Source organism: Klebsiella sp. GN_Kp190, from assembly GCF_040061795.1.
GTDB lineage: Bacteria > Pseudomonadota > Gammaproteobacteria > Enterobacterales > Enterobacteriaceae > Klebsiella > Klebsiella michiganensis.
This window is the reverse complement of sequence record NZ_JBEAFN010000005.1, coordinates 352,712-378,010: the sequence shown is the minus strand read 5'-3', so window position 1 is coordinate 378,010 and position 25,299 is coordinate 352,712. Positions and strand designations below refer to the sequence as shown.

The 25,299-nt window shown below is 54.1% G+C and carries 23 protein-coding genes; 6 read left to right on the top strand and 17 right to left on the bottom strand.

Annotated features, from left to right (window positions below; genetic code table 11):
• Positions 1–25: 25 nt before the first annotated feature.
• Genes potD through potA form a run of 4 tightly spaced genes read right to left on the bottom strand, consistent with a single transcriptional unit; the run spans position 26 to position 3,828 of the window.
• A complete protein-coding gene (potD, locus tag ABLU67_RS03790; protein ID WP_049103777.1) occupies positions 26–1,072 on the bottom strand; it encodes a spermidine/putrescine ABC transporter substrate-binding protein PotD in 1,047 nt (348 codons plus the stop codon).
• Positions 1,069–1,854 carry a spermidine/putrescine ABC transporter permease PotC gene (gene potC, locus ABLU67_RS03785; RefSeq protein WP_004849960.1) on the bottom strand — a complete coding sequence of 262 codons (786 nt, stop codon included), beginning with the start codon at positions 1,852–1,854 and terminating at the stop codon, positions 1,069–1,071. The genes potD and potC overlap by 4 nt, the downstream gene beginning before the upstream one ends.
• Positions 1,851–2,708 carry a spermidine/putrescine ABC transporter permease PotB gene (potB, locus tag ABLU67_RS03780; protein WP_004849963.1) on the bottom strand — a complete coding sequence of 286 codons (858 nt, stop codon included), beginning with the start codon at positions 2,706–2,708 and terminating at the stop codon, positions 1,851–1,853. Before potB ends, potC begins: the two co-directional genes overlap by 4 nt.
• Positions 2,692–3,828 (bottom strand): spermidine/putrescine ABC transporter ATP-binding protein PotA, encoded by a 1,137-nt coding sequence (potA, locus tag ABLU67_RS03775; RefSeq protein WP_348852168.1) that lies wholly within the window; start codon positions 3,826–3,828, stop codon positions 2,692–2,694. Before potA ends, potB begins: the two co-directional genes overlap by 17 nt.
• A 257-nt stretch (positions 3,829–4,085) precedes the next feature.
• On the opposite strand from potA, the gene pepT reads away from it, so the two are divergent.
• On the top strand, positions 4,086–5,315 hold the full coding sequence (gene pepT, locus ABLU67_RS03770; RefSeq protein WP_064375055.1) for a peptidase T: 1,230 nt from the start codon (positions 4,086–4,088) through the stop codon (positions 5,313–5,315).
• Between the two features lie 252 nt (positions 5,316–5,567).
• On the opposite strand, the gene ABLU67_RS03765 is transcribed toward pepT, so the two are convergent.
• The 6 genes from ABLU67_RS03765 to ABLU67_RS03740 all read right to left on the bottom strand — a co-directional run bounded on the left by ABLU67_RS03765 (position 5,568) and on the right by ABLU67_RS03740 (position 12,180).
• A complete protein-coding gene (locus ABLU67_RS03765) occupies positions 5,568–6,191 on the bottom strand; it encodes a LysE family translocator (RefSeq protein ID WP_053074109.1) in 624 nt (207 codons plus the stop codon).
• A gap of 66 nt (positions 6,192–6,257) precedes the next feature.
• Entirely contained in the window at positions 6,258–7,811 is a 1,554-nt protein-coding gene (locus tag ABLU67_RS03760; protein WP_224271353.1) for a radical SAM protein, read from the bottom strand.
• 491 nt (positions 7,812–8,302) lie between these two features.
• Positions 8,303–9,424, bottom strand: a complete 1,122-nt coding sequence (locus ABLU67_RS03755) for a cupin domain-containing protein (protein WP_348852167.1) — start codon at positions 9,422–9,424, stop codon at positions 8,303–8,305.
• An 86-nt stretch (positions 9,425–9,510) separates the two neighbouring features.
• Positions 9,511–10,977: a two-component system sensor histidine kinase PhoQ gene (gene phoQ, locus ABLU67_RS03750; protein WP_004849971.1), complete on the bottom strand. Its 1,467-nt coding sequence runs from the start codon at positions 10,975–10,977 to the stop codon at positions 9,511–9,513.
• A complete protein-coding gene (gene phoP / locus ABLU67_RS03745) occupies positions 10,974–11,648 on the bottom strand; it encodes a two-component system response regulator PhoP (protein ID WP_004101181.1) in 675 nt (224 codons plus the stop codon). Before phoP ends, phoQ begins: the two co-directional genes overlap by 4 nt.
• Positions 11,649–11,733: 85 nt before the next feature.
• Positions 11,734–12,180 carry a helix-turn-helix domain-containing protein gene (locus ABLU67_RS03740; protein ID WP_009653498.1) on the bottom strand — a complete coding sequence of 149 codons (447 nt, stop codon included), beginning with the start codon at positions 12,178–12,180 and terminating at the stop codon, positions 11,734–11,736.
• Between the two features lie 99 nt (positions 12,181–12,279).
• Between ABLU67_RS03740 and ABLU67_RS03735 the strand changes: the two genes are divergently transcribed.
• The 3 genes from ABLU67_RS03735 (at position 12,280) to ABLU67_RS03725 (ending at position 14,840) form a co-directional block, all read left to right on the top strand.
• The gene (locus ABLU67_RS03735; protein WP_224394653.1) at positions 12,280–13,509 is read left to right on the top strand and encodes an MFS transporter; all 1,230 of its coding nucleotides are present in this window, start codon (positions 12,280–12,282) and stop codon (positions 13,507–13,509) included.
• 78 nt (positions 13,510–13,587) lie between these two features.
• Positions 13,588–14,394: an AraC family transcriptional regulator gene (locus tag ABLU67_RS03730; RefSeq protein ID WP_102802823.1), complete on the top strand. Its 807-nt coding sequence runs from the start codon at positions 13,588–13,590 to the stop codon at positions 14,392–14,394.
• Between the two features lie 83 nt (positions 14,395–14,477).
• Positions 14,478–14,840, top strand: a complete 363-nt coding sequence (locus ABLU67_RS03725; protein WP_047724083.1) for a cupin domain-containing protein — start codon at positions 14,478–14,480, stop codon at positions 14,838–14,840.
• 64 nt (positions 14,841–14,904) lie between these two features.
• On the opposite strand, the gene purB is transcribed toward ABLU67_RS03725, so the two are convergent.
• The 5 genes from purB to rluE are packed head-to-tail and all read right to left on the bottom strand — an operon-like array spanning position 14,905 to position 19,272.
• Positions 14,905–16,275, bottom strand: a complete 1,371-nt coding sequence (gene purB, locus ABLU67_RS03720; protein ID WP_004131470.1) for an adenylosuccinate lyase — start codon at positions 16,273–16,275, stop codon at positions 14,905–14,907.
• Between the two features lie 3 nt (positions 16,276–16,278).
• A complete protein-coding gene (gene hflD, locus ABLU67_RS03715; protein ID WP_004131471.1) occupies positions 16,279–16,920 on the bottom strand; it encodes a high frequency lysogenization protein HflD in 642 nt (213 codons plus the stop codon).
• Between the two features lie 59 nt (positions 16,921–16,979).
• Complete coding sequence (gene mnmA, locus ABLU67_RS03710) at positions 16,980–18,086, bottom strand: tRNA 2-thiouridine(34) synthase MnmA (RefSeq protein WP_004849976.1); 1,107 nt, start codon at positions 18,084–18,086, stop codon at positions 16,980–16,982.
• A 38-nt stretch (positions 18,087–18,124) separates the two neighbouring features.
• Positions 18,125–18,601, bottom strand: a complete 477-nt coding sequence (locus ABLU67_RS03705) for an NUDIX hydrolase (RefSeq protein WP_025106932.1) — start codon at positions 18,599–18,601, stop codon at positions 18,125–18,127.
• A gap of 20 nt (positions 18,602–18,621) precedes the next feature.
• On the bottom strand, positions 18,622–19,272 hold the full coding sequence (gene rluE / locus ABLU67_RS03700) for a 23S rRNA pseudouridine(2457) synthase RluE (protein ID WP_004138338.1): 651 nt from the start codon (positions 19,270–19,272) through the stop codon (positions 18,622–18,624).
• 236 nt (positions 19,273–19,508) lie between these two features.
• Here rluE and icd point away from each other — a divergent pair, with 236 nt between their 5' ends.
• Positions 19,509–20,759 carry an NADP-dependent isocitrate dehydrogenase gene (icd, locus tag ABLU67_RS03695; protein WP_004131480.1) on the top strand — a complete coding sequence of 417 codons (1,251 nt, stop codon included), beginning with the start codon at positions 19,509–19,511 and terminating at the stop codon, positions 20,757–20,759.
• Positions 20,760–20,903: 144 nt separating this feature from the next.
• Here icd and ABLU67_RS03690 read toward each other — a convergent pair whose 3' ends face one another.
• Complete coding sequence (locus tag ABLU67_RS03690; protein ID WP_048261614.1) at positions 20,904–22,688, bottom strand: sensor domain-containing diguanylate cyclase; 1,785 nt, start codon at positions 22,686–22,688, stop codon at positions 20,904–20,906.
• 76 nt (positions 22,689–22,764) lie between these two features.
• On the bottom strand, positions 22,765–23,955 hold the full coding sequence (locus ABLU67_RS03685; protein ID WP_014228927.1) for an HD domain-containing phosphohydrolase: 1,191 nt from the start codon (positions 23,953–23,955) through the stop codon (positions 22,765–22,767).
• Positions 23,956–24,234: 279 nt separating this feature from the next.
• Between ABLU67_RS03685 and fraE the strand changes: the two genes are divergently transcribed.
• The gene (gene fraE / locus ABLU67_RS03680) at positions 24,235–25,278 is read left to right on the top strand and encodes a fructose-asparagine asparaginase (RefSeq protein ID WP_009653379.1); all 1,044 of its coding nucleotides are present in this window, start codon (positions 24,235–24,237) and stop codon (positions 25,276–25,278) included.
• Positions 25,279–25,299: the final 21 nt, after the last annotated feature.

The window sequence follows — 25,299 nt, the reverse complement described above, 5'->3', positions numbered from 1 at the left end:
CCATGCTACCCGACCTGTGAGGTGATTAACGACCCGCTTTCAGCTTCTGATAATACTCTTCATAAAGCGTACTGGCGCTGCCGACATCGTTCTGCCATTCGCCTTTCTGAATCGTTGCGGCGTCCGGGTAGAGCGATTTATCGTTGGCGACTTCCGGGCTTAGCATCTTCCGCGCGGCAAGGTTTGGCGTCGGGTAGCCGATGGTTTCCGCGACCTGTTTAGCCACTTCCGGGCGCAGCAGGAAGTTGATCAGCTTCAGCGCGCCATCGACGTTTTTGGCGTTTGCCGGAATCGACAGGCTATCCATCCAGAAGATGCCGCCTTCTTTCGGCCATACGATTTCCAGCGGCGTACCGGCCTGACGCGCAACCCACGCGGAGCCATTCCACACCATGCCGAGGTTGACCTCGCCTTCCATATACGGGTTCGCCGGGTTATCGGAGTTGAACGCCGCGACGTTCGGCATCAGTTTTTTCAACTCGTTATAGGCCGCTTCAATCTCTTTCGGATCGGTGGTATTACCGGAGTAGCCCAGTTTACGCAGTGCGACCTGGAACACTTCGCGCGCGTCGTCGGTCAGCAGCAGGCTGCTCTTATACTCGGGTTTCCACAGATCCGCCCAGCTGGTGACGGTCTTCGGATCGATCTCTTCGCTATTCACCCCAATGGCCGTCGCGCCCCAGATGTACGGAATGGAGTAGTCGTTGTTGGGGTCGAACGGTTTGTTGAGCATTTCAGGGTCAAGATTGCTGAAGTTGCTCAGTTTGCTTTTGTCGATCTTCTGCAGCATGCCCTCTTTACGCATTTTGTCGACGAAGTAGGTAGAAGGCACGACCAGGTCGTAGGCGCCGTCTTTATAGGTTTTGAGCTTGGCGTACATGGTTTCGTTCGACTCGTAGGTCGAATAGATCACCTTGATACCGGTCTCTTTGGTGAACTGTTCCAGCAGCCCCGGCGGGACATACTCGGTCCAGTTGTAGAAATAGAGCGTTTTGCTATCGTCCGCGTGCGCGGCGCTCATACCGACTGCCAGAGCGCCCGCAGCGAGCAGGTGGCGTGACCATTTTTTCATTTTAACGTCCCCTGAGTTTTATCACGTGCAATTATCTGGCTGGCAATAACCATCACCAGCGACAGAACCAACAGAATGGTCGCCAGCGCATTAACCTCCGGCGATACCCCAACTTTAACCATCGAATAGATCTTCAGCGGCAGGATCTCATAACCCGGCCCGGTGACGAATGAAGAGACCACCACATCATCCATCGACAGGGTAAAGCTCAGCAGCCACCCTGCGGCCACCGCGGGCAGCGCCAGCGGCAAAATGATCTTTCGCAGAATGGTCAGTTCGCTGGCGCCGAGATCTTTCGCTGCTTCCAGCATCCGCACGTCAAAACCTTTCAGGCGCGAAAATACCGTGACCACCACGAAGGGCAGGCAAAAGGTGATGTGGGAAAACAGCAGCGACCAGAATCCCAGCTGAATACCGATCAGCATAAACAGCACCAGCAGCGAAATCGCCATCACGATATCCGGCGACATCATCACCACAAACAGCATCCCGCTGACGAACGGCTTGCCGCGAAAGCGATAGCGGTACAGCGCCACGGCGGTCAGCGAGCCGATAAGCGTAGCGAAGGTCGCCGAGAGCACCGCCATGGTCAGCGAGTGCTGCGCCGCCTGCAGCAGGCTGTCGTTGTTCATCAGCAGGCTATACCAGTTGGTGGTAAAACCCTGCCAGTTAATGCCAAAGCGTGAACTGTTAAACGAGTTAACGATCAGAATAATAATGGGAATATAGAGATACGCGTAAATAGCGGTCATAAAGCCGCCGCGCAGCAGTCGACCGATCATTCCAGCTCCACCTTTTTATTCAGTAAACGCGCCGCGCGCCAGTAAATCAGCAGCATCAGGCCCATCACCAGCGTGAGCGTGATGCTGGTCGCCGCGCCAAACGGCCAGTCGCGGATGTTGAGGAACTGGCTCTTAATCACGTTACCAATCAGCAGGTTCTTCGCGCCGCCCATCAGGTCGGAAACGTAGAACAGCCCCATGGCCGGAAGCATCACCAGCAGACAGCCGGCGATAATCCCCGGCATGGTCAGCGGAATGATGATACGGATAAAGGTTTGTAGCTTACCGGCGCCAAGGTCTTTTGCCGCTTCCAGCAGCGGGCGATCGAGCTTCTCGATGCTCGAGTAGAGCGGCATCACCATAAACGGCAGCAGAATATAGACCAGGCCGATAATCACCGCCGAGGGGGTGTACATGATGCGCAGCGGCGTATCGATGATACCCAGCCATAGCAAAAATTCATTAAGGTAGCCCTTGGTGCTGAGGAAAATCTTCAGGCCGTAGATACGAATCAGCGAATTGGTCCAGAACGGCACGATCAGCAGAAACAGCATCAGCGGGCGCACCTTCTCCGGTAGCCTGGCCAGGAACCAGGCGAAAGGGTAGCCGAGCGCCAGGCAGGCCAGCGTCGCCAGCAGCGCCATATTCAACGAATGCAGCAGCACGTCGTAGTAGAGCGGGTCGAGCAGGCGCGCGTAGTTGTCCAGCGTAAAGACCAGCTTGACGAAGTTGGTGTCGTCGCGGGTCAGAAAGCTGGTGGCGATGATCATCAGGTTGGGCAGAAAGACAAACAGCACAAGCCAGCCCACGATGGTGGCGATCGCCACATTCTGGAATTTACTGGTGTTCTTCATCGGCCAGCACAACCTCCCAGCTTTCTACCCAGTTAATGGCCATTTTCTGGTCGAGAGAGTGGTCAAAATCAGGGTCGTCCTCATTAAAGAATTCGCTGACCATCACCATTTTACCGTTTTCCAGTTCAACCACCGATTCCAGCGTCATGCCTTTATAGTTGCGTTCGCGGATATAGCCTATCAGGCCATCGGCGTCATTACTGTCGTGGATCTCGTCCACGCGCAGGTCTTCCGGGCGCAGCAGAACGTTAAGCCGCTGGCCTTTTTCAACGGCGAAGTTGACGTAGATATTGCACTCGCGGCCTTCGACGCTGGCGCGCACCCGCCGATCGTCAATCCGTTCAATGACCGTGGCGCTGAAAATGTTGATTTCGCCGATAAAGCTGGCGACGAACAGGTTTTTCGGTTCTTCGTAGATTTCGCGCGGCGTACCGTCCTGCTCGATTTTACCCTCGCGCATCACCACGATACGGTCGGACATGGTCAGCGCTTCTTCCTGATCGTGGGTCACGAAGACGAAGGTGATGCCGAGCTTACGCTGTAGCGCCTTCAGTTCGTTCTGCATCTGCTTGCGCAGTTTATAATCAAGGGCGGAGAGGGATTCATCAAGCAGCAGCAGGCGCGGTTTATTTACCACCGCGCGGGCAATCGCCACGCGCTGCTGCTGGCCGCCGGACAGCTGATGCGGTTTACGTTGAGCAAACGCTTCAAGCTGCACCATGCGCAGGGCATCGTGCACGCGGGGCGCGATGTCCGCCGTCGGGGTGTTCTGCATACGCAGGCCGAAGGCGACGTTTTCAAACACCGTCATGTGCGGAAACAGCGCATAGCTTTGAAAGACGGTGTTCACGTGGCGGTTTTCCGCCGGGATATGGGTGATATCGTGATCTTCGAGATGGATTTGGCCGCTATCGACGCTTTCCAGTCCGGCGATAAGACGAAGAACGGTTGTTTTACCGCAGCCAGAGGGGCCAAGCAGGGTGAGAAACTCACCGTTGTTGATGGTCAGATTGAGGTCGGAGATAACCGTTTTACCATCAAAGCTTTTGCGAATTCCCGCCAGCTGAACCAGCGGAGAACGCGAACGCGGTTGTGTATTCAATTTTCGACTCTGTCCCATGTAGACGCAGCGGAAAGCTTACCGATGCGGGGTTTGTGGTTAACCACCTTTGGTTTTGCACATAAAATAATAAGGCCGAGCATTCTACGGCAAACGATTGTAATCGCCAATGATTGATGCGCCATGATGAACTACCTTTACAACATTATCGTGTGAAATGTATTAAATTCTCATTTGCCGGGCTAAAAATGACCTGACGCAATATTTGGTTTTTCCGGCTTATCAATAATGTTGTCACAAAAGAAGAGGGTGGCTACATGGATAAATTGCTTGAGCGTTTTTTGCAGTACGTTTCTTTAGACACGCAGTCGAAACCGGGCGTGCGTCAGGTACCGAGCACGGAAGGTCAGTGGAAGCTGCTACGTCTGCTTCAGGCGCAGCTGCAAGAAATGGGACTGGTGAATGTGACGCTGAGTGAGAAAGGGACGGTCATGGGCACCCTGCCAGCTAACGTTGAGGGTGATATTCCGGCCATTGGCTTTATTTCTCATGTCGATACGTCGCCTGACTTCAGCGGCAAGAACGTGAATCCGCAGATCGTAGAAAACTATCGCGGCGGCGATATCGCGCTTGGTATTGGCGATGAGGTCCTCTCGCCGGTGATGTTCCCGATACTGCACCAGCTGCTCGGGCAGACGCTGATCACCACCGATGGTAAAACGCTCCTCGGCGCCGATGATAAAGCCGGTATCGCAGAGATCATGACCGCGCTGGCGACGCTAAAGGCGAAGAATATTCCTCACGGCGATATTCGCGTGGCCTTTACCCCGGATGAAGAGGTGGGCAAAGGGGCGAAGCATTTCGATGTTGCCGCGTTTGACGCCTGCTGGGCCTATACCGTCGACGGTGGCGGCGTAGGTGAGCTGGAGTTCGAGAACTTTAACGCCGCGTCGGTGACGATTAAGATCGTTGGCAACAATGTTCATCCCGGTACGGCGAAAGGGGTGATGGTCAACGCGCTGTCGCTGGCGGCGCGCATTCATGCCGAAGTCCCAGCGGACGAAGCGCCGGAAACCACCGAAGGCTATGAGGGCTTCTACCATCTGGCCAGCATCAAAGGCACGGTCGACCGGGCCGATATGCACTACATCATCCGCGATTTTGACCGCAAGCAGTTTGAGGCCCGCAAGCGCAAAATGATGGAGATCGCCAAAAAGGTCGGCAAGGGGCTGCATCCGGATTGCTATATTGAGCTGGTCATCGAAGACAGCTATTACAATATGCATGAAAAAGTGATGGCGCACCCGCACGTGGTGGAGATTGCCCGTCAGGCGATGGTGGATTGCCAGATCGATCCGCAGATGAAGCCGATTCGCGGCGGTACCGACGGCGCGCAGCTCTCCTTTATGGGTCTGCCGTGTCCGAATCTGTTTACCGGCGGCTATAACTACCACGGCAAGCATGAGTTTGTGACGCTTGAAGGCATGGAGAAGGCGGTGCGGGTGATTGTACGTATTGCGGAGCTGACGGCGAAACGAGGCGCATGAAGGCTATAAGCTACGGGCCCGGTGAGGCGTCAGCCGTCACCGGGTCATGGCTCGACTCACTCGCGGTATTATATCCGCTACTACGGCTCTACCTGGAAAATAGAAATTATCCAACGTTAAGAGATTTAATCTTCACAGCTAATTTTGTACCGTTGAACGTGTCCCCCTATCCTGAAGGGGGGCACATTATGCGTTGGGGAATGACGTTGAATGCAATATATTATTATCAATATCCTGTTGGGAATGTATATTTTACGGCTTTCTCAAAATAAGAAGCTGTAAACCAAAACCGATGAAGAAAAGAGAGGATATTTTGCTTACTACCCTTTCTGCAGTTTTATTTTTTGCGAAAATATCGGTAATATATTTAGAGAAAAATATGAAAAACAGTTCTATAAATATTTTGACAACAACAACAAGGACGCCGAGAATGAACATTTGGATCTGCGGGTGCGCATTGTCGCTTCGGACGAATACTGGCAGGAAGGCCATAAAAAATAATGCCGCTTTAGGGTTTGAAATATTAACAAGAAAACCGCTGGCAAAGCTTTTAAACCGTCCTTCCTGCACCTGCGTTGCAATTGATATGGTTTGAGCGCTAAAAAATAACTTTATACCCAACCATATTAGATATAAAGCACCAACGTATTTTATCAGCGTGAACATAGTTTGTGAGGCAAAAATAATCGCTGACAATCCGATAGAAACAGCACTGACATGTGTCAGTGCCGCTGTCCATAGACCAACAGCCCCCCAGAAAGCAGTCCTTCTTCCAGAGCGGCCGGATCTAGATAATATGAACAGAAGGTCGGGGCCCGGAGTAATATTGATCAACACGGCGGCTGAAAGAAAGGCAACCCAGTATTCGACAGTCACAATTCAGTCCTTTACTTAAAAGTATTTTTATAACATACCGCTCAATTTTAAATGACGCAACTGAAATTATTTCATGTATTTTTCTTGTCCTGAGACAGCACTTCCGAAATTAAGTCTGTAGTGACTGGCTTCATGTCTGACCTCTTTGGCTGCATTGATTATAATGTCGTAGTTAACAGGGCAATATTTTTCAATATAAGCTCTGGAAATTTCATCGACATTAAATGGCCAGTCATTTTTTGAAAATTTCAAACCATCAGCAATCATTCGTTTCCCGTAGTAATTTTGCGGCGTAGGTAAAATAGGCTGTATTTCTATATCACTAATTAACCCTTCCCGTATAATCTTCTTGATCCATTCTATAGTTTCTCTTAACGTTGATTCGGTTTCAAACTCTGTTCCGAGAACGAATGAACCGTAGACATATACACCTGCGTCTTTAAGTTTTCGCAATGCTGCATAATTTACCTCAACGGAGTCTCTCTTCCCCTTCATCATTTTTAATGTATGGTCAGAACCTGATTCAAGGCCAATGTTCATCTTAAATACATTGAGTTTTTTAAGTGTATTCTCTAAATCTTGATTTCTGACTATATCAAGAGCTTGACCATAAATGAAAAAATAAGGGTCAAAACCTAAATCTAAAGGCTTATACTTAACCAGCTTTTTCATGTATGTAGCAAAACTAGTAAGACTGTCGCAAACTTCGTAAAATAATTCAGCGTGAATCTGTTGGTTTGCAAATCTCACTTCCTCCCAGAAACGATGCGGACTTGAGAAAGAGATATCTAACAACATATCGCAATGTTTACATTTTATTTTTTCATTGGCGCGACTGCATCCTCTCACCCTGTTCATCGTAGTGATACCCGAGGGAAGTCGTCCATGATGTAAATGCCCGAAGGATTTTTTATAGTTATTTAATGCTTTAGCCCATATTTCATCTGGATAAAGTTGGCGATCGGTTACTGGGAAAATATCTAATGCAGTATCTCTATTCCTGCCGTTAAGTAATTCATGGTTAAGAATGCCAAGTGTGTTCTTGTCTGTATCATAATTAAACCCTAAAATGTCACCATTTTCATTTCTCCATGATAATGAAGGGATGTCACCAAATTCACAGTCATCATATGCAAGTTTCCGTATTAATTTTTCTAACGGAAACTCTCCATACTCAGCAGCTAATACAAAATCAACATCTTTTCTATACTGCAGTATCTTATAAGAGAGTTGAGCAGCCTGATCATTTCCAAACGTGGTATATGCACCATGTTTTTTTGCTTCAGAAGCTATACGAAGCGCCGGGGCATATGTTGGTGCAAGGACACTAATGCCGACAAACCAAGGCTTGAGTCTTTTTATGTCTGCTAATATTTCCGCTTCACCAGTGATTCCCCCATCACTACATATAATCTCAAATTCAGGCAGTCTTGCTTTTAACCAAGTGCCAAGCACCAACATATTCAGTGAGGGAAAACAATGCTCATTTGCAATTTTGGACATTGATGGATCGTTGGGTGAGTTAACCAAGTAAATAATCATTGTTAAAATCCATTCCTTTTTTTGTTCAGCAATAATTAATAGCATAATCGCTGAGCTCAATAATGCGGGATAATCCATCCATTTATTGATTTAAAGCAGTTAAAGTAAATTATGAAAAAATGTCATGATTGTATCATCACCCAACAGTGATAACGTAAAAAGTTTAAATGCTAAAAGTAGGCCTAAAAAATCACAATATTAATAATAGAGGAGTGGAATAAATTAGATATGCTTATTATGTGGCTGTGCTTATAAGATATTCAACTGCTTACCGCATTCATTTTGATATACGTATTGGGTTATATTTCTTATCATGATGACTTTTTTAAAATTGCTGAAATCAACCCTACATAGTTGATGGTGATGCCTGCAATGCCTTTACCCTAGCCGTTTTATGCATCGATTGGGGAGTTCAGGGGGCGTGGACTGGAAAAACAGAGCCATTGTGCCAGCGGTCTGATATTGCTGGCTGAGGCGATCTCGCGGCGGGATACGGTGTCAATTTTGACGCCGGAGGGTGCTGATAAAACGCCGGGTGGCGGCTGGCGCCTACCCGGGCAGTCGAAGACTCAGTCTTCAAAGAACCAGTAGCCGCTGTTGACCAGCGCGGCCAGCAGGGCGAGGAAGGAGGGATCTTCCAGCGCATCGCCGAGATGCTCAGCGTTTAGCGTCAGGTGGGTTGCCAGAGCATCCAGCGCCGGACGGTGCGGAGAGTTGATCTTCTCGCCGTTGACGAATACCTGGCCATCAATCCGCAGCACGCGCAGGCCCCCAAGACGCGTCAGCTTATCTCCCTGCAGCAGGGCATCGTAAATTTCATCCGGCTGATACGGTGGCTCCGGCGGCGCCACGTCCAGCTCGTGCCGGGACTGGGTGATAAATTCGCCGAACCACTGCTTAAAGTGCTCCGGCTGATTAATCAGCCCCAGCATCATATCGCGCAGGCGATCCAGCTCCGCGGGCAGAATATCCGCAGGGTGCTCGCGAGACGGTACGTCCGGGTCGGCGTAACGCTGGCTGCCCAGTTCACGCTGCAAAATATAATCAGCAAAGCCGCTGAACAGCTCACGCGCGTTAGGCGCGCGATAGCCAACTGAATAGTTGAGCGAGTTTTCCAGCGAGTAGCCTTCGTGCGGGAACCCCGGCGGAATATACAGAATATCGCCCGGCTCCATCTCTTCATCAATGATGGCTTCAAACGGGTCGACCTGCAGCAGGTCCGGGTGCGGGCAGTGCTGTTTCATCGGCACTTTTTCACCCACGCGCCAGCGGCGGCGGCCGGTACCCTGAATGATAAACACATCGTACTGGTCGAGATGCGGACCGACGCCGCCGCCGGGGACGGAGAACGAGATCATCAGATCGTCGATGCGCCAGTCGGGCAGGGCGCGGAACGGATGCATGAGCGCCGCCGTTGGCTGATGCCAGTTATTGACTGCCTGTACCAGCAGCGACCAGTTATTCTCGCTCAGGTGATCGTAGCTCTCAAAGGGGCCGTGACTGACCTGCCATTTACCGTCTTGATGACTGACCAGGCGACTGTCGACTTCGCTCTCCATCGCCAGTCCGGCCAGTTCGTCCGGGCTTAACGGATCGACGAAATTAGCAAAGCCCCGTTTCAGCACCACCGGGCGTTTTTGCCAGTAGCGTTCGATAAAGTCGGGCCAGTTAAGCGTTAATTGATAATCCATATTTATATTCCACAGCAGGTGTCTGTTAGGGATTATAACGGATGCGGCACCAGCATGATGCAGGCGCCGTTAAAAAACCGACGGTTTTAGCTCTCTTTATCTTCCAGTGCCTGGCGACCAAAAATAACTTCCATGCAGGCGCCGCCGAGCAGGCTCTCTTCGGCGAGGATGCGGCCATCGTACTGGGCTACGATATCGCGGGCAACCGAGAGACCGACGCCCTGTCCGGGGCGCAGCGTATCTGCGCGCTGGCCGCGGTCGAACACCGCGCTGCGCATCGCGGCAGGGATCCCCGGGCCATCATCTTCAACCAGAATATGCAGATGGTTGTCGTTGGTCTGCCGGACGGAGACTTCCACAAACTCAAGGCAGTATTTACAGGCGTTATCGAGCACATTGCCCATAACCTCCATAAAATCATTCTTTTCACCGACAAAACTGATTTCCGGCGAGATATCCAGGGTAATGTTCACGCCTTTACGTTGATAGACCTTATTCAGCGCCGAGGTCAGGCTGTCGAGGAGCGGAGCGATGGGATGCAGCTCGCGACTGAGCAGCGAACCGCCGCTGCGCATGCTGGCGCGGTGCAGATAGTAGCCAATCTGCTGCGAGATGCGGCTAATCTGCTCCAGCATCACCGGCTCTGCTTCATTGACGCTCATTTTCTCACCGCGCATGGAACGCAGCGTGCTCTGCATCACCGCAAGCGGGGTTTTCAGACTGTGGGTGAGGTCGGTCAGCGTCGTGCGGTATTTATCATAGCGTTCGCGTTCGCTTTTCAGCAGGCGGTTGAGGTTGCTGACCAGCCGCGTCAGCTCGCGGGTGGTATTCGGATTGAGCATCTCGCGGTGATGCTCCTCCAGTTCGCGCACCTCTTTGGCCAGCGATTCGATAGGGCGCAAGCTCCACCATGCCGCGACCCACAGTAGCGGGATCACCAGCAGCAGGTTAGCCGCGAGGACATAGATAAACCAGCTCCACACCATGTAGGAGCGCTTAAGCTCTACCGGAATGGTGTCGACAACCACGATACTGAGCTGCGGCATGGTGCTGGTGGCCGGATAGATATTGATCGCCACCGAGTGGGTCATTTCGGAGCCATCGTCCTCTTGCCGAATGGCGTCCAGCTGTTGCTGAATCTCATGGTTGTTGTGCTGCAGCATACTGCTGCTGTCAACGTCGGCCTCAATTTCGTGAAAGCCGTTGTTTTTGAGCCAGTCCGGTTGAATACGTTTTACCAGCCAGGGTACGTCGCGCTGTGCCCACAGCAGCTGGCCGCGGGCGTCGTAAATGAGCGTCACCGTGGGGCTTTGCATATTCAGGTTTTCGGGGATATCAACATCGATGGTGTTGTTTTCCCATTTCGCCAGCATATAGAACAGATTGCTCTCGCCGCGCAGCAGGCGGAAGGTGGTTTTATCGAAACTGACGCTATACCCCACCAGCGCGACCATGCCATAGGAGAGTGACAACACCAGCACCACGGCGGCCGTCGCCAGCAGAAAGCGAACGCGTAACGACAGCGGCAGAATATGCCGCAGCACCCCTTTCATCCGCGCAGTTCGAACAGATAGCCCTGACCGCGCACGGTGGTAATCACATCCTGCGGATACTCAGCCTGTATTTTTTTGCGCAATCGTCCCATCAGCACATCGATGGTATGGCTTTCGCGCAGCTCGGCGTCGGGATAGAGCTGCAGCATCAGCGAATCTTTGCTGACCACTTTGCCCCGATTGCGGATCAGGGTTTCCATAATGGTGTATTCAAATGCCGTCAGCTTGATGGGCTGGTCGTTGACCGACAGCTCGCGACGCGACAGATCCACCTGGAAAGGCGGAATGGAGATAACCTGTGATGCCAGGCCGCTATTACGCCGCAGAAGCGCCTGCATGCGGGCGGCAACCTCTTCGATATGGAACGGCTTAGTGACGTAATCATCCGCTCCGGCGCTCAGGACCTCAACCTTATCCTGCCAGCCTTCGCGGGCGGTCAGCACCAGCACCGGTACCGACACGTCGTGGCTGCGCCAGCGACGAATCAGCGAAAGGCCGTCTTCATCCGGCAGGCCAAGATCGACGATGGCGATGTCCGGAACGTGCTCACCCAGATAGTAATCCGCTTCCTTTGCGTCTTCCGCCGCATCGACCTGATGTCCCAGCTCCTGCAGCTGAACTTTCAGGTGGTGGCGCAGCAGAGCGTTATCCTCAACCACGAGTACGCGCATGCCAGTTCTCCATTTTATTTATGATATTGAACAGTTTAGCGTTTATTATACACCTTTAATATAAACAGCTGTTAAATAAAGAATTTTATTCGATTTTTTGTACCTCGGTCTCTTGGGCGGTGAGGACGAGTCCATCTTCGGCCGCGGGCGACATCATCGGTATCGGGCGCAGCGTACGTTTATCGATCAGTACGGAATGGGGTTCCCCATGGGCAAACAGATGCAGCTCTCCCCACTGGCGTAGCGCAACGACAACGGGGAACAAACGCTCTCCTTTTGCCGTCAGTACGTATTCCTGATAAGCCGTGCCATCCGAGGCGGATTGCATAGTGAGAATACCTGAGTTTACCAATTTGTGCAGACGGTCAGAGAGAATATTACGTGCCATACCGAGGCTTCGCTGAAAATCGCTGAAGCGGCGTATGCCATCAAAGGCGTCGCGTACAATCAACAAGGACCAGCGATCGCCGATAATATCCACGCTTCGGGCGACGGGGCAGGTTTCGTTTTTCATTTTTTCACGCGCTGGCATGGGCTCTCCGAACGGTCTGTTAAGTAGTTGCATTTTAAAACTTGATGTTCTAGCCTTCAACTGGTTTTATTTTGAAACCAGATAACCAAGGTGGGCATCATGAAAGCGACACTGATATCTCCAACGCTAAGCGATCCGCAAACGGTTATGCCTCGCAGCCTGGTCTGGCTGTTTGCTATCGCCAGCGGCCTGAGCGTGGCAAACGTGTATTACGCGCAACCGCTGCTCGACGCGCTAGCGCGAGATTTTGCGATCGGCGACGCCGCGATTGGCGGGGTGATTGCGGCGACCCAGATTGGCTGCGCAATGGCGTTGCTACTGCTGGTGCCGCTGGGCGACAGGGTGAATCGCCGCCGCCTGATGGCGACGCAGGTGATTTTACTGATCGCTGCCCTGGCGGCGGTGAGTATGGCTTCCACCGCCGTGATGCTATTGGGCTGTATGCTTGCCGTTGGCCTGCTGGGTACCGCGATGACCCAGGGGCTAATCGCGTATGCCGCCAGCGCCGCCGCGCCCCATGAACAGGGGCGCGTGGTGGGCGCTGCGCAAAGCGGTGTATTTATCGGGCTGCTGCTGGCGCGGGTATTCTCCGGGTCGATTAGCGATCTCTTCGGCTGGCGCGGGGTGTACATCTTGGCCGCTTTACTGATGCTGGGTATTGCGCTTCCGCTGTGGCGTCGGCTGCCGGTATTGGCGGCTGCGCCGAACCCCCTGAGCTATCCGCGGCTGTTGATATCCATGCTGGCTCTGCTGCGCCAGGAAAAAGTGCTTCAGGTGCGCGGCGTGCTGGCATTACTGATGTTTGCCGCTTTCAATATCTTCTGGAGTGCGCTGGTTTTGCCATTAAGCGCTCCGCCCTTTCGCTTTTCCCATACTGAGATTGGCGCCCTGGGCCTGGTCGGGGTCATCGGCGCTCTGGCAGCGGGGCGTGCCGGTAAATGGGCCGATCGCGGATATGGGCAGCGCACCAGCGCCGCGGCTCTGGTGATGTTGCTGATAGCCTGGTGGCCGCTGTCGCTGATGGCATGGTCGCCCGCGGCGCTGTTGGTCGGCATTGTACTGCTGGATCTCGGCGGTCAGGCGCTGCATGTCACCAATCAAAGCATGATTTTCCGTACCCGTCCCGAAGCGCACAGCAGGCTGGTCGGTTTGTATATGCTGTTTTATGCACTTGGCAGCGGTTTGGGTGCGGTGAGTACGACAGCGGTATATGCGCGCGGAGGATGGCAGGGCGTTTGCCTGCTGGGGGCTTCGGTCAGTCTGCTGGCGCTGCTGTTCTGGTTGATGACCCGTGGCGTGATGTCGAGCCATGACGGTGGAGAAGGTTAGCGGAGAGCGCGTGGGTGATGTTAGTTTTTTGTGTAATATAGCAGGCGTTGTTTTTCATGGCGCGCGGGAGCGTAAATCATGTCGCAATATCAACGTGCGGATTGGGTCCGCTTAGCGCAGTCGCCCACCCGGATTGAGCGTATCGAAGCCTTTTTCGGCGGCCACGGCTATGAGCCTCACCGGCATGACACCTACGCCATTGGCCAGACGCTCTCCGGCGTGCAACGTTTTCACTATCGCGGAGGTCTGCAGCACAGCCTTCCTGGTGGAACGATGGTTTTGCACCCCGATGAGGTCCATGACGGCGATGCCGGGACCGAAGAGGGGTTTCGCTACCGGATGGTTTATATTGAGCCCGCGCTGATTCAACAGATCCTCGGCGGCAGGCCATTGCCCTTTATCCCCGGCGGCATTTCCAGCGATCCGCGATTGCTGCGCGCTGCGCTGCCGTTGCTGAAAGACGTCAATGCGGTCTTCGCGCCTCTGGAGGAGGAGGATGCGCTTTACGATCTGGCGCAGACCCTGGCCGCCGTCGGCGGCCAGCGCTTTCGACGCCGGGCCTTCGATTATCCCGCCGCGGAAAGGGCCCGGGAGTATATCCACGCCTGTTTTGCGCAGAATATCACCCTCGACACCCTGGCGAACGTCAGCGGCAGAGACCGCTGGAGCCTGAGCCGTGATTTCAGAGCGCTGTTTGGCGCCAGCCCCTGGCGTTACGTGATGATGCGGCGCCTCGATTTTTGCCGCCAGCGGATGCTGGCTGGGGATAATCTGGCGGATATCGCAGCGCACGCAGGCTTTGCCGATCAAAGCCATATGACGCGCCAGTTCATCAGCCGCTTTGGCCTCTCTCCCGGCCGCTGGCTCAGGTTTGTCCGCGCATAATGCGTCGCGAGTTGCACAATCGTTCAATCTTTGCGGCCAGGACCTTATCTATGCTGACAGCCTTTATCACAAGGAGTCAGCTTATGTATCAATCGATTAATATTGCGCAGAAATTCACCCTCTTTACCGAGCAATGGCAGCCGAAGGTGGTGGCTGAAATGAATGACTATCAGTTCAAGGTGGTCAGGATCCTCGGCGACTTTATCTGGCATAGCCACCCGGAAACGGATGAAACGTTGATCGTACTGGAGGGCGTGTTGCGCCTGGATTTTCGCGATAACTGTCTGCTGCTGCAGGCCGGTGAGATGATCGTTGTACCTCGCGGCGTTGAACATAAAACCTCAGCGGAAACGGAAACCAAACTTATGCTGATTGAGCCACGCGGCGTCCTGAATACCGGGCACGAGGGCGGAGAACGCACCGCGGTGAATGACGTCTGGATTTAACGTTCGCGCGGGCGGGGAAGGGAGATGAAACCCTCTTTCCTGAGCGGAAAGAGGGTGGAAAGGTTTACTTCAGTTCGTCAACCATGGTGGTCGCACGGCCGATATAGTTAGCCGGGGTCATGGCCTTCAGGCGAACTTTTTCCGCTTCCGGCAGCGCCAGGCTGTCGATGAACTGCTGCATGCCTTCGGCATCAACGCGCTTGCCGCGGGTCAGCTCTTTCAGCTTCTCGTACGGCTTCTCGATGCCGTAGCGACGCATGACGGTCTGAATCGGCTCGGCCAGAACTTCCCAGTTGTGGTCCAGTTCATCCAGCAGGCGGTCCTGATTCAGCTCCAGCTTGCTCACGCCTTTCAGGGTGGATTGATACGCGATCAGCGCGTAGCCGATGCCCACGCCGAGGTTACGCAGGACGGTGGAGTCGGTCAGGTCGCGCTGCCAGCGGGAAACCGGCAGTTTGCTTGCCAGATGCTGCATCACCGCATTGGCCAGACCGAGGTTACCTTCGGAGTTCTCGAAGTCGATCGGGTTCACTTTATGCGGCATGGTGGAAGAGCCGATTTCGCCGGCAATGGTCTTCTGCTTGAAATGGTTGAGCGCGATATAGCCCCACACGTCACGATCGAAATCAATCAGGATGGTGTTGAAGCGGGCGACGCAGTCAAACAGCTCGGCGATATAGTCGTGCGGTTCAATCTGGGTGGTGTACGGGTTCCACTGGATACCCAGCGAGGTGACGAACTCTTCGCTGAACTGGTGCCAGTCGACTTCCGGGTAGGCGGCGATGTGGGCGTTATAGTTCCCCACCGCGCCGTTGATTTTGCCAAGAATTTCAATCTGATTCAGCTGACGATACTGGCGCTCCATACGGTAAGCGACGTTCGCCATCTCTTTACCCATGGTGGACGGCGTGGCCGGCTGGCCGTGGGTGCGGGAAAGCAGCGGGATATCGCGATACTGTACCGCCAGGTCCTTAACCGCGTCGATCAGCTTGCGCCAGTATGGCAGGATCACTTCGTCGCGGGCGGTTTTCAGCATCAGCGCGTGGGACAGATTGTTGATGTCCTCGGAGGTGCAGGCGAAGTGGATAAACTCGGAGACCGCGTGCAGTTCTGCCACGTCGGCGACTTTTTCCTTGAGGAAATACTCAACCGCTTTGACGTCGTGGTTGGTGGTGCGCTCGATCGTTTTGATGCGCTCTGCATCTTCTACGCTGAAATCGGCGACGATTTTATCAAGGTAACCGTTTGCGTCGGCAGCAAAAGCAGGAACTTCCTTGATCGCTGCGTGCGCGGCCAGTTTTTGCAACCAACGCACTTCTACCTGAACGCGGAATTTCAGCAAACCGAATTCGCTGAAGATACCGCGCAGCGCGCTGACTTTGTCGCCGTAGCGGCCGTCGACTGGGGAAACGGCGGTCAGTGAGGATAATTCCATAGATCACAACTCCGGGGTTAAATGAGCAAGAATTTGTTTTGCCTGGTTAACCAGACGATTACGGGAAAACATCAGCTGCAGACGTCCGCCGCCGACCTGGTGCCAGAGCACCGCGGAGCGAATACCTGCCAGCAGGGCAGAACGAACCTTCGCCTGAACCTGAGGGCTTTGCAGCACGGCTGGAGAGCCGGTCACCTGAATCCGCGGGCCCAGCGGGCTAATGACATCAACATAGATGCCGGCCATTGCGCTGAGCAGGGTCTCGGATTGCAGGTCGAAATGTTCAAGCTGACGGCGCAGGCCACCGATACGGTTGCCGAGGGTATCCATGGCCCCTTTGCTGGCGGCAAGCTTACGCTCGAGCACCATCAGGCTTAGAGTATAGCGGGTGAGTTCGGCGTTCAGTCCCTGGCGACTGCTGGTATTCAGCACGCCAATGAGAGTTTCCAGCCCGAGACGAAGATTGGCTTCACTACCACCGAACACCGCCAGCGTTGAATCCGGGTCGAGGTCGATGATGCTGTTCAGCGACACATGCAGGGCGTCGCTATCGCAGTGCCCCTGGTGCGCCAGTTCCTGAACCAGACGCGCGGCCTGGCAAACGCCGGCCAGCGCCAGCGTAATGTCATAATAATTCTTCGCCACACATTCTCCTTGTAAACCGCCGAATACCCGGTTGAGGCATTCCGCGGCTAATATGTCTGTCAAGCCTGCAGCGGCAAGCGCTGTTCGATAATCCCACCGCCGAGGCAGACTTCGTCGCGGTAAAAGACCGCAGACTGGCCAGGCGTGACGGCGGCAACCGGCTCATCAAAGATCACTTCAATGCGGTCGTCATCCAGCGCTTTTACGCTGCAGGGGATATCGGTCTGGCGGTAGCGGGTTTTCACCGTGCAGCGCAGCGTGCCGGTCAGCGGCTCGCGGTCTACCCAGTGCAGCTGTTGAGCAATCAACCCCACGGACATCAGACGCGGATGGTCGTGGCCCTGGGCGACAATCAGAATATTGTTTTCGACGTCTTTGTCGACCACGTACCACGGGTCTTCGCCGCCGTCTTTGATGCCGCCGATGCCCAGGCCTTTACGCTGACCCAGCGTGTGGTACATCAGGCCCTGGTGCTCGCCAACTTCGTCGCCGTCAACGCTGATAATTTTACCCGGCTGGGCGGGCAGGTAGCGGCCAAGGAATTCACGGAATTTACGTTCGCCGATAAAACAGATACCGGTCGAGTCTTTTTTCTTCGCGGTGATGAGATCCAGCTCTTCGGCGATTTTACGCACCTGCGGCTTTTCCAGCTCTCCTACCGGGAACAGGCTTTGCGCGATCTGTTCGTGGCTGAGAGTATAAAGGAAGTAGCTCTGGTCTTTGTTACCGTCGAGGCCGCGCAGCAGCTGGCTCTTGCCGTTAACGTCGGCGCGGCGCACGTAGTGCCCGGTGGCGATGTAGTCAGCGCCGAGGTCTTCTGCGGCAAATTCGAGGAAGGCTTTAAATTTAATTTCTTTATTGCACAGAATATCCGGGTTCGGCGTGCGGCCGGCTTTATATTCTTCAAGGAACAATTCGAATACGTTGTCCCAGTATTCTGCGGCAAAGTTGACGGTGTGAAGTTCAATTCCCAGCTTATCGCAAACGGCCTGCGCGTCGGCAAGATCCGCCGCTGCGGTGCAGTATTCCTCGCCGTCGTCCTCTTCCCAGTTCTTCATGAACAGGCCTTCCACCTTATACCCTTGCTGGAGCAGCAGGTAAGCGGAAACTGAGGAATCAACCCCGCCGGACATGCCGACGATCACTTTTTTCTGGCTTTCTGACATTGGAATACTCACTACATTGAACTTCGAGGCGGCGTATTCTAGCACGCGTCATCCGTCGAGGCACCCCCTGTAAACGGCCAGTTAAATTCGCCGATGAGCGACAGCGGGTAGCGCGGATCCTGCTGATAGCTGCGAATGCTCTCGGCAACCAGTTGAGAACGCAGGTTTGTTGCGTTAAGAATTTCCTCAGCACTGAGCCACAGGCAGCGATCGATATCGCTATCATGGGGCTCGGTGACGCACGTATCGTTAAGCTCGATAGTAAAGAGGAAGCGCAAAAACGGGGTGCGATCCGGGGCTATCCACTGATGCAGGCGAAGAAAGTGCTGCGGCGTCGCGCGAATGCCGGTCTCTTCCCAGAGCTCGCGCTCTGCGGCCTGAACCAGGGTTTCGTCGGCTTCGAGGTGACCTGCAGGCTGGTTCCACAGCGCTTTTCCGTTGATCGTTTCTTCAACAACGAGGAATTTGCCTTTCGCGTGAACCACGCAGGCGACGGTGACGTGCGGCTTAAACATTGTTTTTCCTTAGGCTACGGTTAATCAATTTTGCGCCATTCGCCGTTGGCCAGGCCATCCAGCGTATAGCCGCCCATCGCATAGCGAATCAGGCGCAGCGTCGGAAAGCCGACGTGGGCGGTCATCCGCCGTACCTGGCGGTTGCGTCCCTCATAGAGGGTGATTTTCAGCCAGCTGGTGGGGATAGATTTGCGCTCGCGGATGGGCGGATTCCGCGGCCACAGCCACTCTGGTTCCGCAACCCGCTCCACGCCGGCGGGCAGAGTAGGGCCGTCATTAAGCGTGACGCCGTCGCGGAGCGCGGCCAGCGCGTCCGCCGTGGGTTCACCTTCCACCTGAACATAATAAATTTTACCGGTGCGCTTACCCGGTTGAGTGAGCGCCGCCTGCAGCGCGCCGTCGTTGGTCAGTACCAGCAGGCCTTCGCTATCGCGATCCAACCGACCGGCAGCGTAGACGCCGGCAACCGGAATAAAATCTTTTAGCGTGCTGCGTCCGGCTTCATCGGTAAATTGCGGCAATACATCGTATGGTTTATTGAACAAGATCACAGTTTTTGGCTGGCGTTCTTTGCGTTGTCTGGTGACTTGTTGCGTGCTGAATCGCTCAACGCGATGTTTTCTAAATGAAGTTTTTTGCATGGTATTTTCAGACTCAATCAATTGCCGCATTATAGCCTAATTACGAATGCCTTTCATGGATGCAAACATTCAGGTAGTATTGACATGCTCATTACAACTTATTAACAAAAAGGTTGCTCAAACCGATTCGCATTACAGGAAGGCGACACGGACGCGAAATCTCCGGTTAGCGGCATATTCCGATGACGGGAGTGGGCGAGTAAAGCCAACGCCCGGCTAGCGTGAAGAGGGAAGAGCAGAACCAGAAGCGCTCGAAGGAGAGGTTAATGGAAAGCAAAGTAGTAGTTCCGGCGGAAGGTCAAAAAATCACCCTGCAAAACGGCAAGCTGAACGTCCCTAATAACCCGATTATCCCGTTCATCGAAGGTGATGGTATCGGCGTTGACGTGACTCCGGCGATGCTGAAAGTGGTTGATGCTGCCGTTGAGAAAGCCTATAAGGGCGAGCGTAAAATTTCCTGGATGGAAGTTTACACCGGTGAAAAATCGACCCAGGTTTATGGCCAGGATGTCTGGCTGCCTGCCGAAACTCTTGATCTGATTCGTGAATATCGTGTTGCTATCAAAGGCCCTCTGACCACCCCAGTCGGTGGCGGCATCCGTTCTCTGAACGTTGCTCTGCGTCAGGAACTGGACCTCTACGTTTGCCTGCGCCCGGTTCGTTATTATCAGGGTACCCCGAGCCCGGTTAAGCATCCTGAACTGACCGATATGGTTATCTTCCGCGAAAACTCTGAAGACATCTACGCCGGTATCGAGTGGAAAGCCGATTCTGCTGAAGCAGATAAAGTGATCAAATTCCTGCGCGATGAAATGGGCGTGAAGAAAATTCGCTTCCCGGAACATTGCGGTATCGGCATCAAGCCGTGCTCTGAAGAAGGCACTAAACGCCTGGTTCGCGCCGCCATCGAATACGCTATCACCAACGATCGCGATTCTCTGACTCTGGTGCACAAAGGCAACATCATGAAATTCACCGAAGGCGCGTTCAAAGACTGGGGCTACCAGCTGGCACGCGAAGAGTTCGGCGGTGAGCTGATTGACGGCGGCCCGTGGCTGAAGATTAAAAACCCGAACACCGGGAAAGAGATCGTCGTTAAAGACGTTATCGCCGACGCCTTCCTGCAGCAGATCCTGCTGCGTCCGGCGGAATACGATGTTATCGCCTGTATGAACCTGAACGGTGACTATATCTCTGATGCCCTGGCGGCGCAGGTTGGCGGTATCGGTATTGCCCCGGGTGCGAACATCGGTGACGAGTGCGCGCTGTTTGAAGCCACCCACGGTACTGCGCCGAAATATGCCGGCCAGGACAAAGTGAACCCAGGTTCCATCATCCTGTCCGCTGAGATGATGCTGCGCCACATGCAGTGGTTCGAAGCGGCAGACCTGATCGTTAAAGGCACCGAAGGCGCTATCGCCGCCAAGACCGTGACCTATGACTTTGAACGTCTGATGGAAGGCGCTAAGCTGCTGAAATGTTCAGAGTTTGGCGACGCGATTATCGCGAACATGTAATCCAGTCTCTGGGTTAAACAAAAACGGGAGCCGGTGGGTTCCCGTTTTTTTATTCTCCGGGGAGAATCGCGTCCGTTACGCGGGTCTAAAAGGAGGGGTATAGCGGTCTCTCGTCCAGTTTTACGCGGTAGTGTGACTGTCGACTCAATCCGCCTTTAACATCCCAAAGCTCACAATTCTCGACCGCCCCAGCTCTTTTGCCCGGTAGAGCGCAGCGTCAGCCGCGCGCAGCAGGCTATCGCTTTGCGTATGCTGCGGGTAGCTGGCGATGCCGATGGACACATCGACCTGACCAATTTCAGCCAGGCCATAGCGTAGCGTCAGCAGTTGAACGCTGTGATAGATGTCGGTCGCGCAGGCCATCGCGGCCTCTTCATCGGTTCCGCCCAGCAATACCAGGAACTCTTCGCCGCCATAGCGGAAGGCCATCCCAATATCGCGCACCGCACGTTGAATAATCGCCGCGACGTTTTTAATGACCAGATCGCCCGCTTCGTGACCATAACTATCATTAATCGCCTTAAAGTGATCGATATCGATCATCAGGCAGCTCAGCGGCGTACCGTTGCGTACCGCCAGATTCATTTGCGTATGCAGAGCGTCATCCAGGTGGTGGCGGTTGCGCAGGCCGGTTAATGAATCAAACAGCGCCTTTTCCAGCAGCGCGTTGCGTAAACGCTGGTTCGCCAGCGCCAGACCCAGGGCTTCGGCCATCAGTTCAAGATAGGCGCGGGACGGGGCGGTCGCGGAGGTGACGTTGCTGAAGGAGAGCAGACCAATCGCTTCTCCTTGCGCAATCAGCGGCACGCATAGCGACCGTTGAGCCTGCGATTCCGACAGGTGATAACAGGCGATATCCGGCTCACCGTTGACCGGCGGATGGCTCAGCCCGCGCCGCACGGCCCAGCAGTTATCCGGATGGAAGACGTCGGCTTCAAGCGGCGGAGAAAGCCACTGCGCCACGCAGCGCATCTGCCAGGGATCGGTATCGAGAATATACAGCCGGCCCGGGATCTCCGGGGCGATATTTGGCGCGAACAGTTCGGCAACCTTGATCACATCCTCGAACGATTCGCAGCCCTGCAAACGCTGGGTCATCCTCGCCAGCAGCTCGCGGACCGCCCAGTCCGCATCGCGCTCTTGTTCCAGCCGCTGCCGCGCCAGCCCGTTCTCGCGAAAGATACGAATGGCCTGGGCCATATCGCCAATTTCATCAATCTGGGTAAACTGCGGCGTCTCAACCGCATAATCCTGCGATGCTAGCCGCTGCACCACGTCGCTCAGGCGAACGACGGGATAGAGCACCCGCCGCTTAAGAATAAACCCCAGCACAAACAGGAACATCAGCGCGGTGAGCCCAACCATGATCTCAGAAAGCGTACGCCAGATCCGTGATTTCTCCGTAGCCTCGGCAATGGTTTTATTCACCCGGCCTTCGAGCATCAGGCGAAAGTGATCGAGCTGCGTCTGGACCCGCTCAAGCTCCTGCTCATAGGCAGCGCCGTAAAGCAGGCTGACCGCCGCTTTTTCTTCTCCCCTGGCAACCTGCGCCAGCGCCGTTAGCTGTTCATCCTGAAGTTCATCGGCTATCTGTAAACCCTCGCGCAGCAGCGCCAGCTCTTCAGCGGTTGCGCCACTGTCTTTCAGCTTTTCCAGACGATGTTCAATGGCGGCGGTGGCCTGGGCTTGCTGCCGGTACTCCTGCAGCACATCCTGATTTTTTTGAATGATGTAAAGTCGCGCGAGATCGGAAAGCTCCCAGGCGCCGCTTTCTACTTCTTCGCTTAGCTGGTCAAACGCCTGGCGTTGTTCGACGGCGCGGCGTTCGGCATTATCCGCACTTGAGGCCATCAGCATGGCGATGCCTGAGGCGAGGGTCAGGGCGACGGTGATCCCGTAGGCCCAGTTAGTCATGGTGGCGATTCTCACCGGATATTCCTTGCGTGCAGATGAATTAATTATTTTTTTATCGTCACACTCCGGCTTCACCGGAAAAAAACGGTGATTACGGGTGTAGCGTGTGAGTAATAATAGCGTGCAGCGCTTCGGCATGGTGATGCAAAATGCGGTACACGTCTTTATCCAGCGCGCCATTTATAACATCACTCTCTATCAGCTGTAACGCTTGCTGACGGCTCATTCCGGGGCGATAGGGGCGGTCTTCGGTAAGCGCGGTGAAAATATCCGCGATGGCGATAATCCGATCCGGGAGCTGCAGGTAATGCTCATTGAGATGAAGCGGATAGCCGCTGCCATCCAGCTTTTCATGATGATTCGCGGCCCAGTTAATTATTTCGCCGAGTTCGCTGAAGGTGCTAAGAATTTCGCCGGTCATATAGCTATGTTCCCGCACCTGAAGCAGCTCTTCGTCATTCAGTTCGCCCTGTTTCTCCAGGATTTTCAGCGGAATGTGTACTTTGCCAATATCGTGTAAATAGCCGGCAATCTCAATTTTCTTACACTCCATCTCCGGCAGATTCATATAAGCGGCGAGGGTGCGCGAAATTCGCCCGACCTTCAGACTATGGCTGGCGGTGAAGCTGCTGTAGGTATCGACGATTTTGGCAATTAACAGGCAGATATCTTTCAGACCGTCGATATCGATATAAACATGGTTGATAGGGCCGATGATCTCCAGCATTCGCTGAATATGTCCGGGATTGAGGTGCAGCCAAAAATGCTCTTTTTGTGCGAGCTGGCACAAAGTCTGGCATAGCGGCGGATCTATCGCCTGGTAAAGCGCGCGAAATTTACCAATAATCATATCGGTTTGAAAGGTTGTCGCGTGCTTATCGCCAGCAAGCAGGCGTTCAAACACGTCGGCGAAATAGACGATATGCTGTTCGAGGCTGCCTTTGTGGTGTGGGCTAAAATGGTGATCGCGGATAATCGGCAGGATGGGGGCCAGGGTCGCTAACCCGGCCAGCATTTCTGCTCCCCGGTGCTGATGCGGGTCGTTAAGGTTATCGATGGCGTTCAGCGAGGAGAACACTCGTTTATCGCCCAGAACGCCAATGTCGTGCAGCAGCGCGGCGCAAAAGATCGTCTGCTGCTGCTGACGCGAGAGCCCTGACGCCTGCGCAAGCTCCAGCGCGATCAGCGCCGTTCGTTGCATATGCAGGTGTAATTCAGGGTTAATAATTTGTATGACGCGGGTGGTAAGCATCAATGCTGATTTTAAGGCGATATTATGCATCGTTTTTCTCCATCGCATTACCCGCACCGTTTTGCTCTATTTCGTTGATAGCGATGCCGACATGACAAAATAGATTGAATAAGTCCATTCGGGTTTCGCATTTTTATCCTGCCCATTTTTAGCGCGTCCCTGCACCAAAGTAGCGCTCCGGGCGAAGTAAAAATCCTTTTTTGTCCGATAGTTAATCATTTTTACCGAGTAAAATACATTAAATCCTGGCAAGCCGTTTGCATTCTCTCTGCGCGAATTTATTTAATATCTATTTTGGGATGAGTCATGATGAATTTTAGAGCATTACTGGCAATTACGTTACTGGCGATAAGCGCTTTCGCTTCGAGTGAGACGCGTCTGCCGCATATCGTAATCCTGGCGACCGGAGGGACGATTGCCGGTTCAGCGGCCAGCAATACCCAGACTACCGGGTACAAAGCCGGCGCGATTGGCGTACAGACGCTGATTAATGCCGTGCCTGAGATGAGCAAAGTCGCACGCGTTGACGGCGAGCAGGTCGCTAATATCGGCAGCGAAAATATGACCAGCGACATCATTCTCAAACTGTCAAAGCGCGTCAATGAACTGCTGGCACGCGATGATGTGGACGGCGTAGTGATTACCCATGGTACCGACACCCTGGACGAGACGCCTTATTTCCTCAACCTGACGGTAAAAAGCAATAAGCCGGTCGTTTTCACGGCGGCAATGCGTCCGGCCACGGCCATCAGCGCCGACGGTCCGATGAATCTGCTGGAAGCGGTGACCGTGGCGGCCGACCCGGAAGCGAAGGGCCGCGGCGTGATGGTGGTGCTTAATGACCGCATCGGCGCGGCGCGTTTTGTCACTAAGACCAACGCCACGACGCTGGATACCTTCAAGGCGCCGGAGGAGGGCTATCTGGGCGTTATCGTGAGCGGCAAACCGCAGTTCGAAACTCGCGTGGATAAAATTCACACCGTGCGTTCGGTTTTTGACGTCCGCAATCTTAACGCGCTACCGAAAGTGGTCATTATTTATGGCTACCAGGATGACCCTGAATATATGTATGACGCGGCGATCGCGCACCATGCCGACGGGATTATCTATGCGGGCACCGGCGCGGGGTCGGTCTCCGTACGCAGCGCGGCGGGGATCGAAAAGGCGGAAAAAGCCGGTATCGTGGTGGTTCGCGCCTCGCGTACCGGCAGCGGCGTCGTGCCTGTTGATGACGGCCAGCCTGGGCTGGTAGCCGATTCGCTCAACCCGGCAAAAGCGCGCATCCTGCTGATGACGGCGCTGACGCAAACGAAAAATCCGCAGGTGATCCAGCAGTACTTCCACACCTACTGATCAACTTCGGGTAGGGCGCAG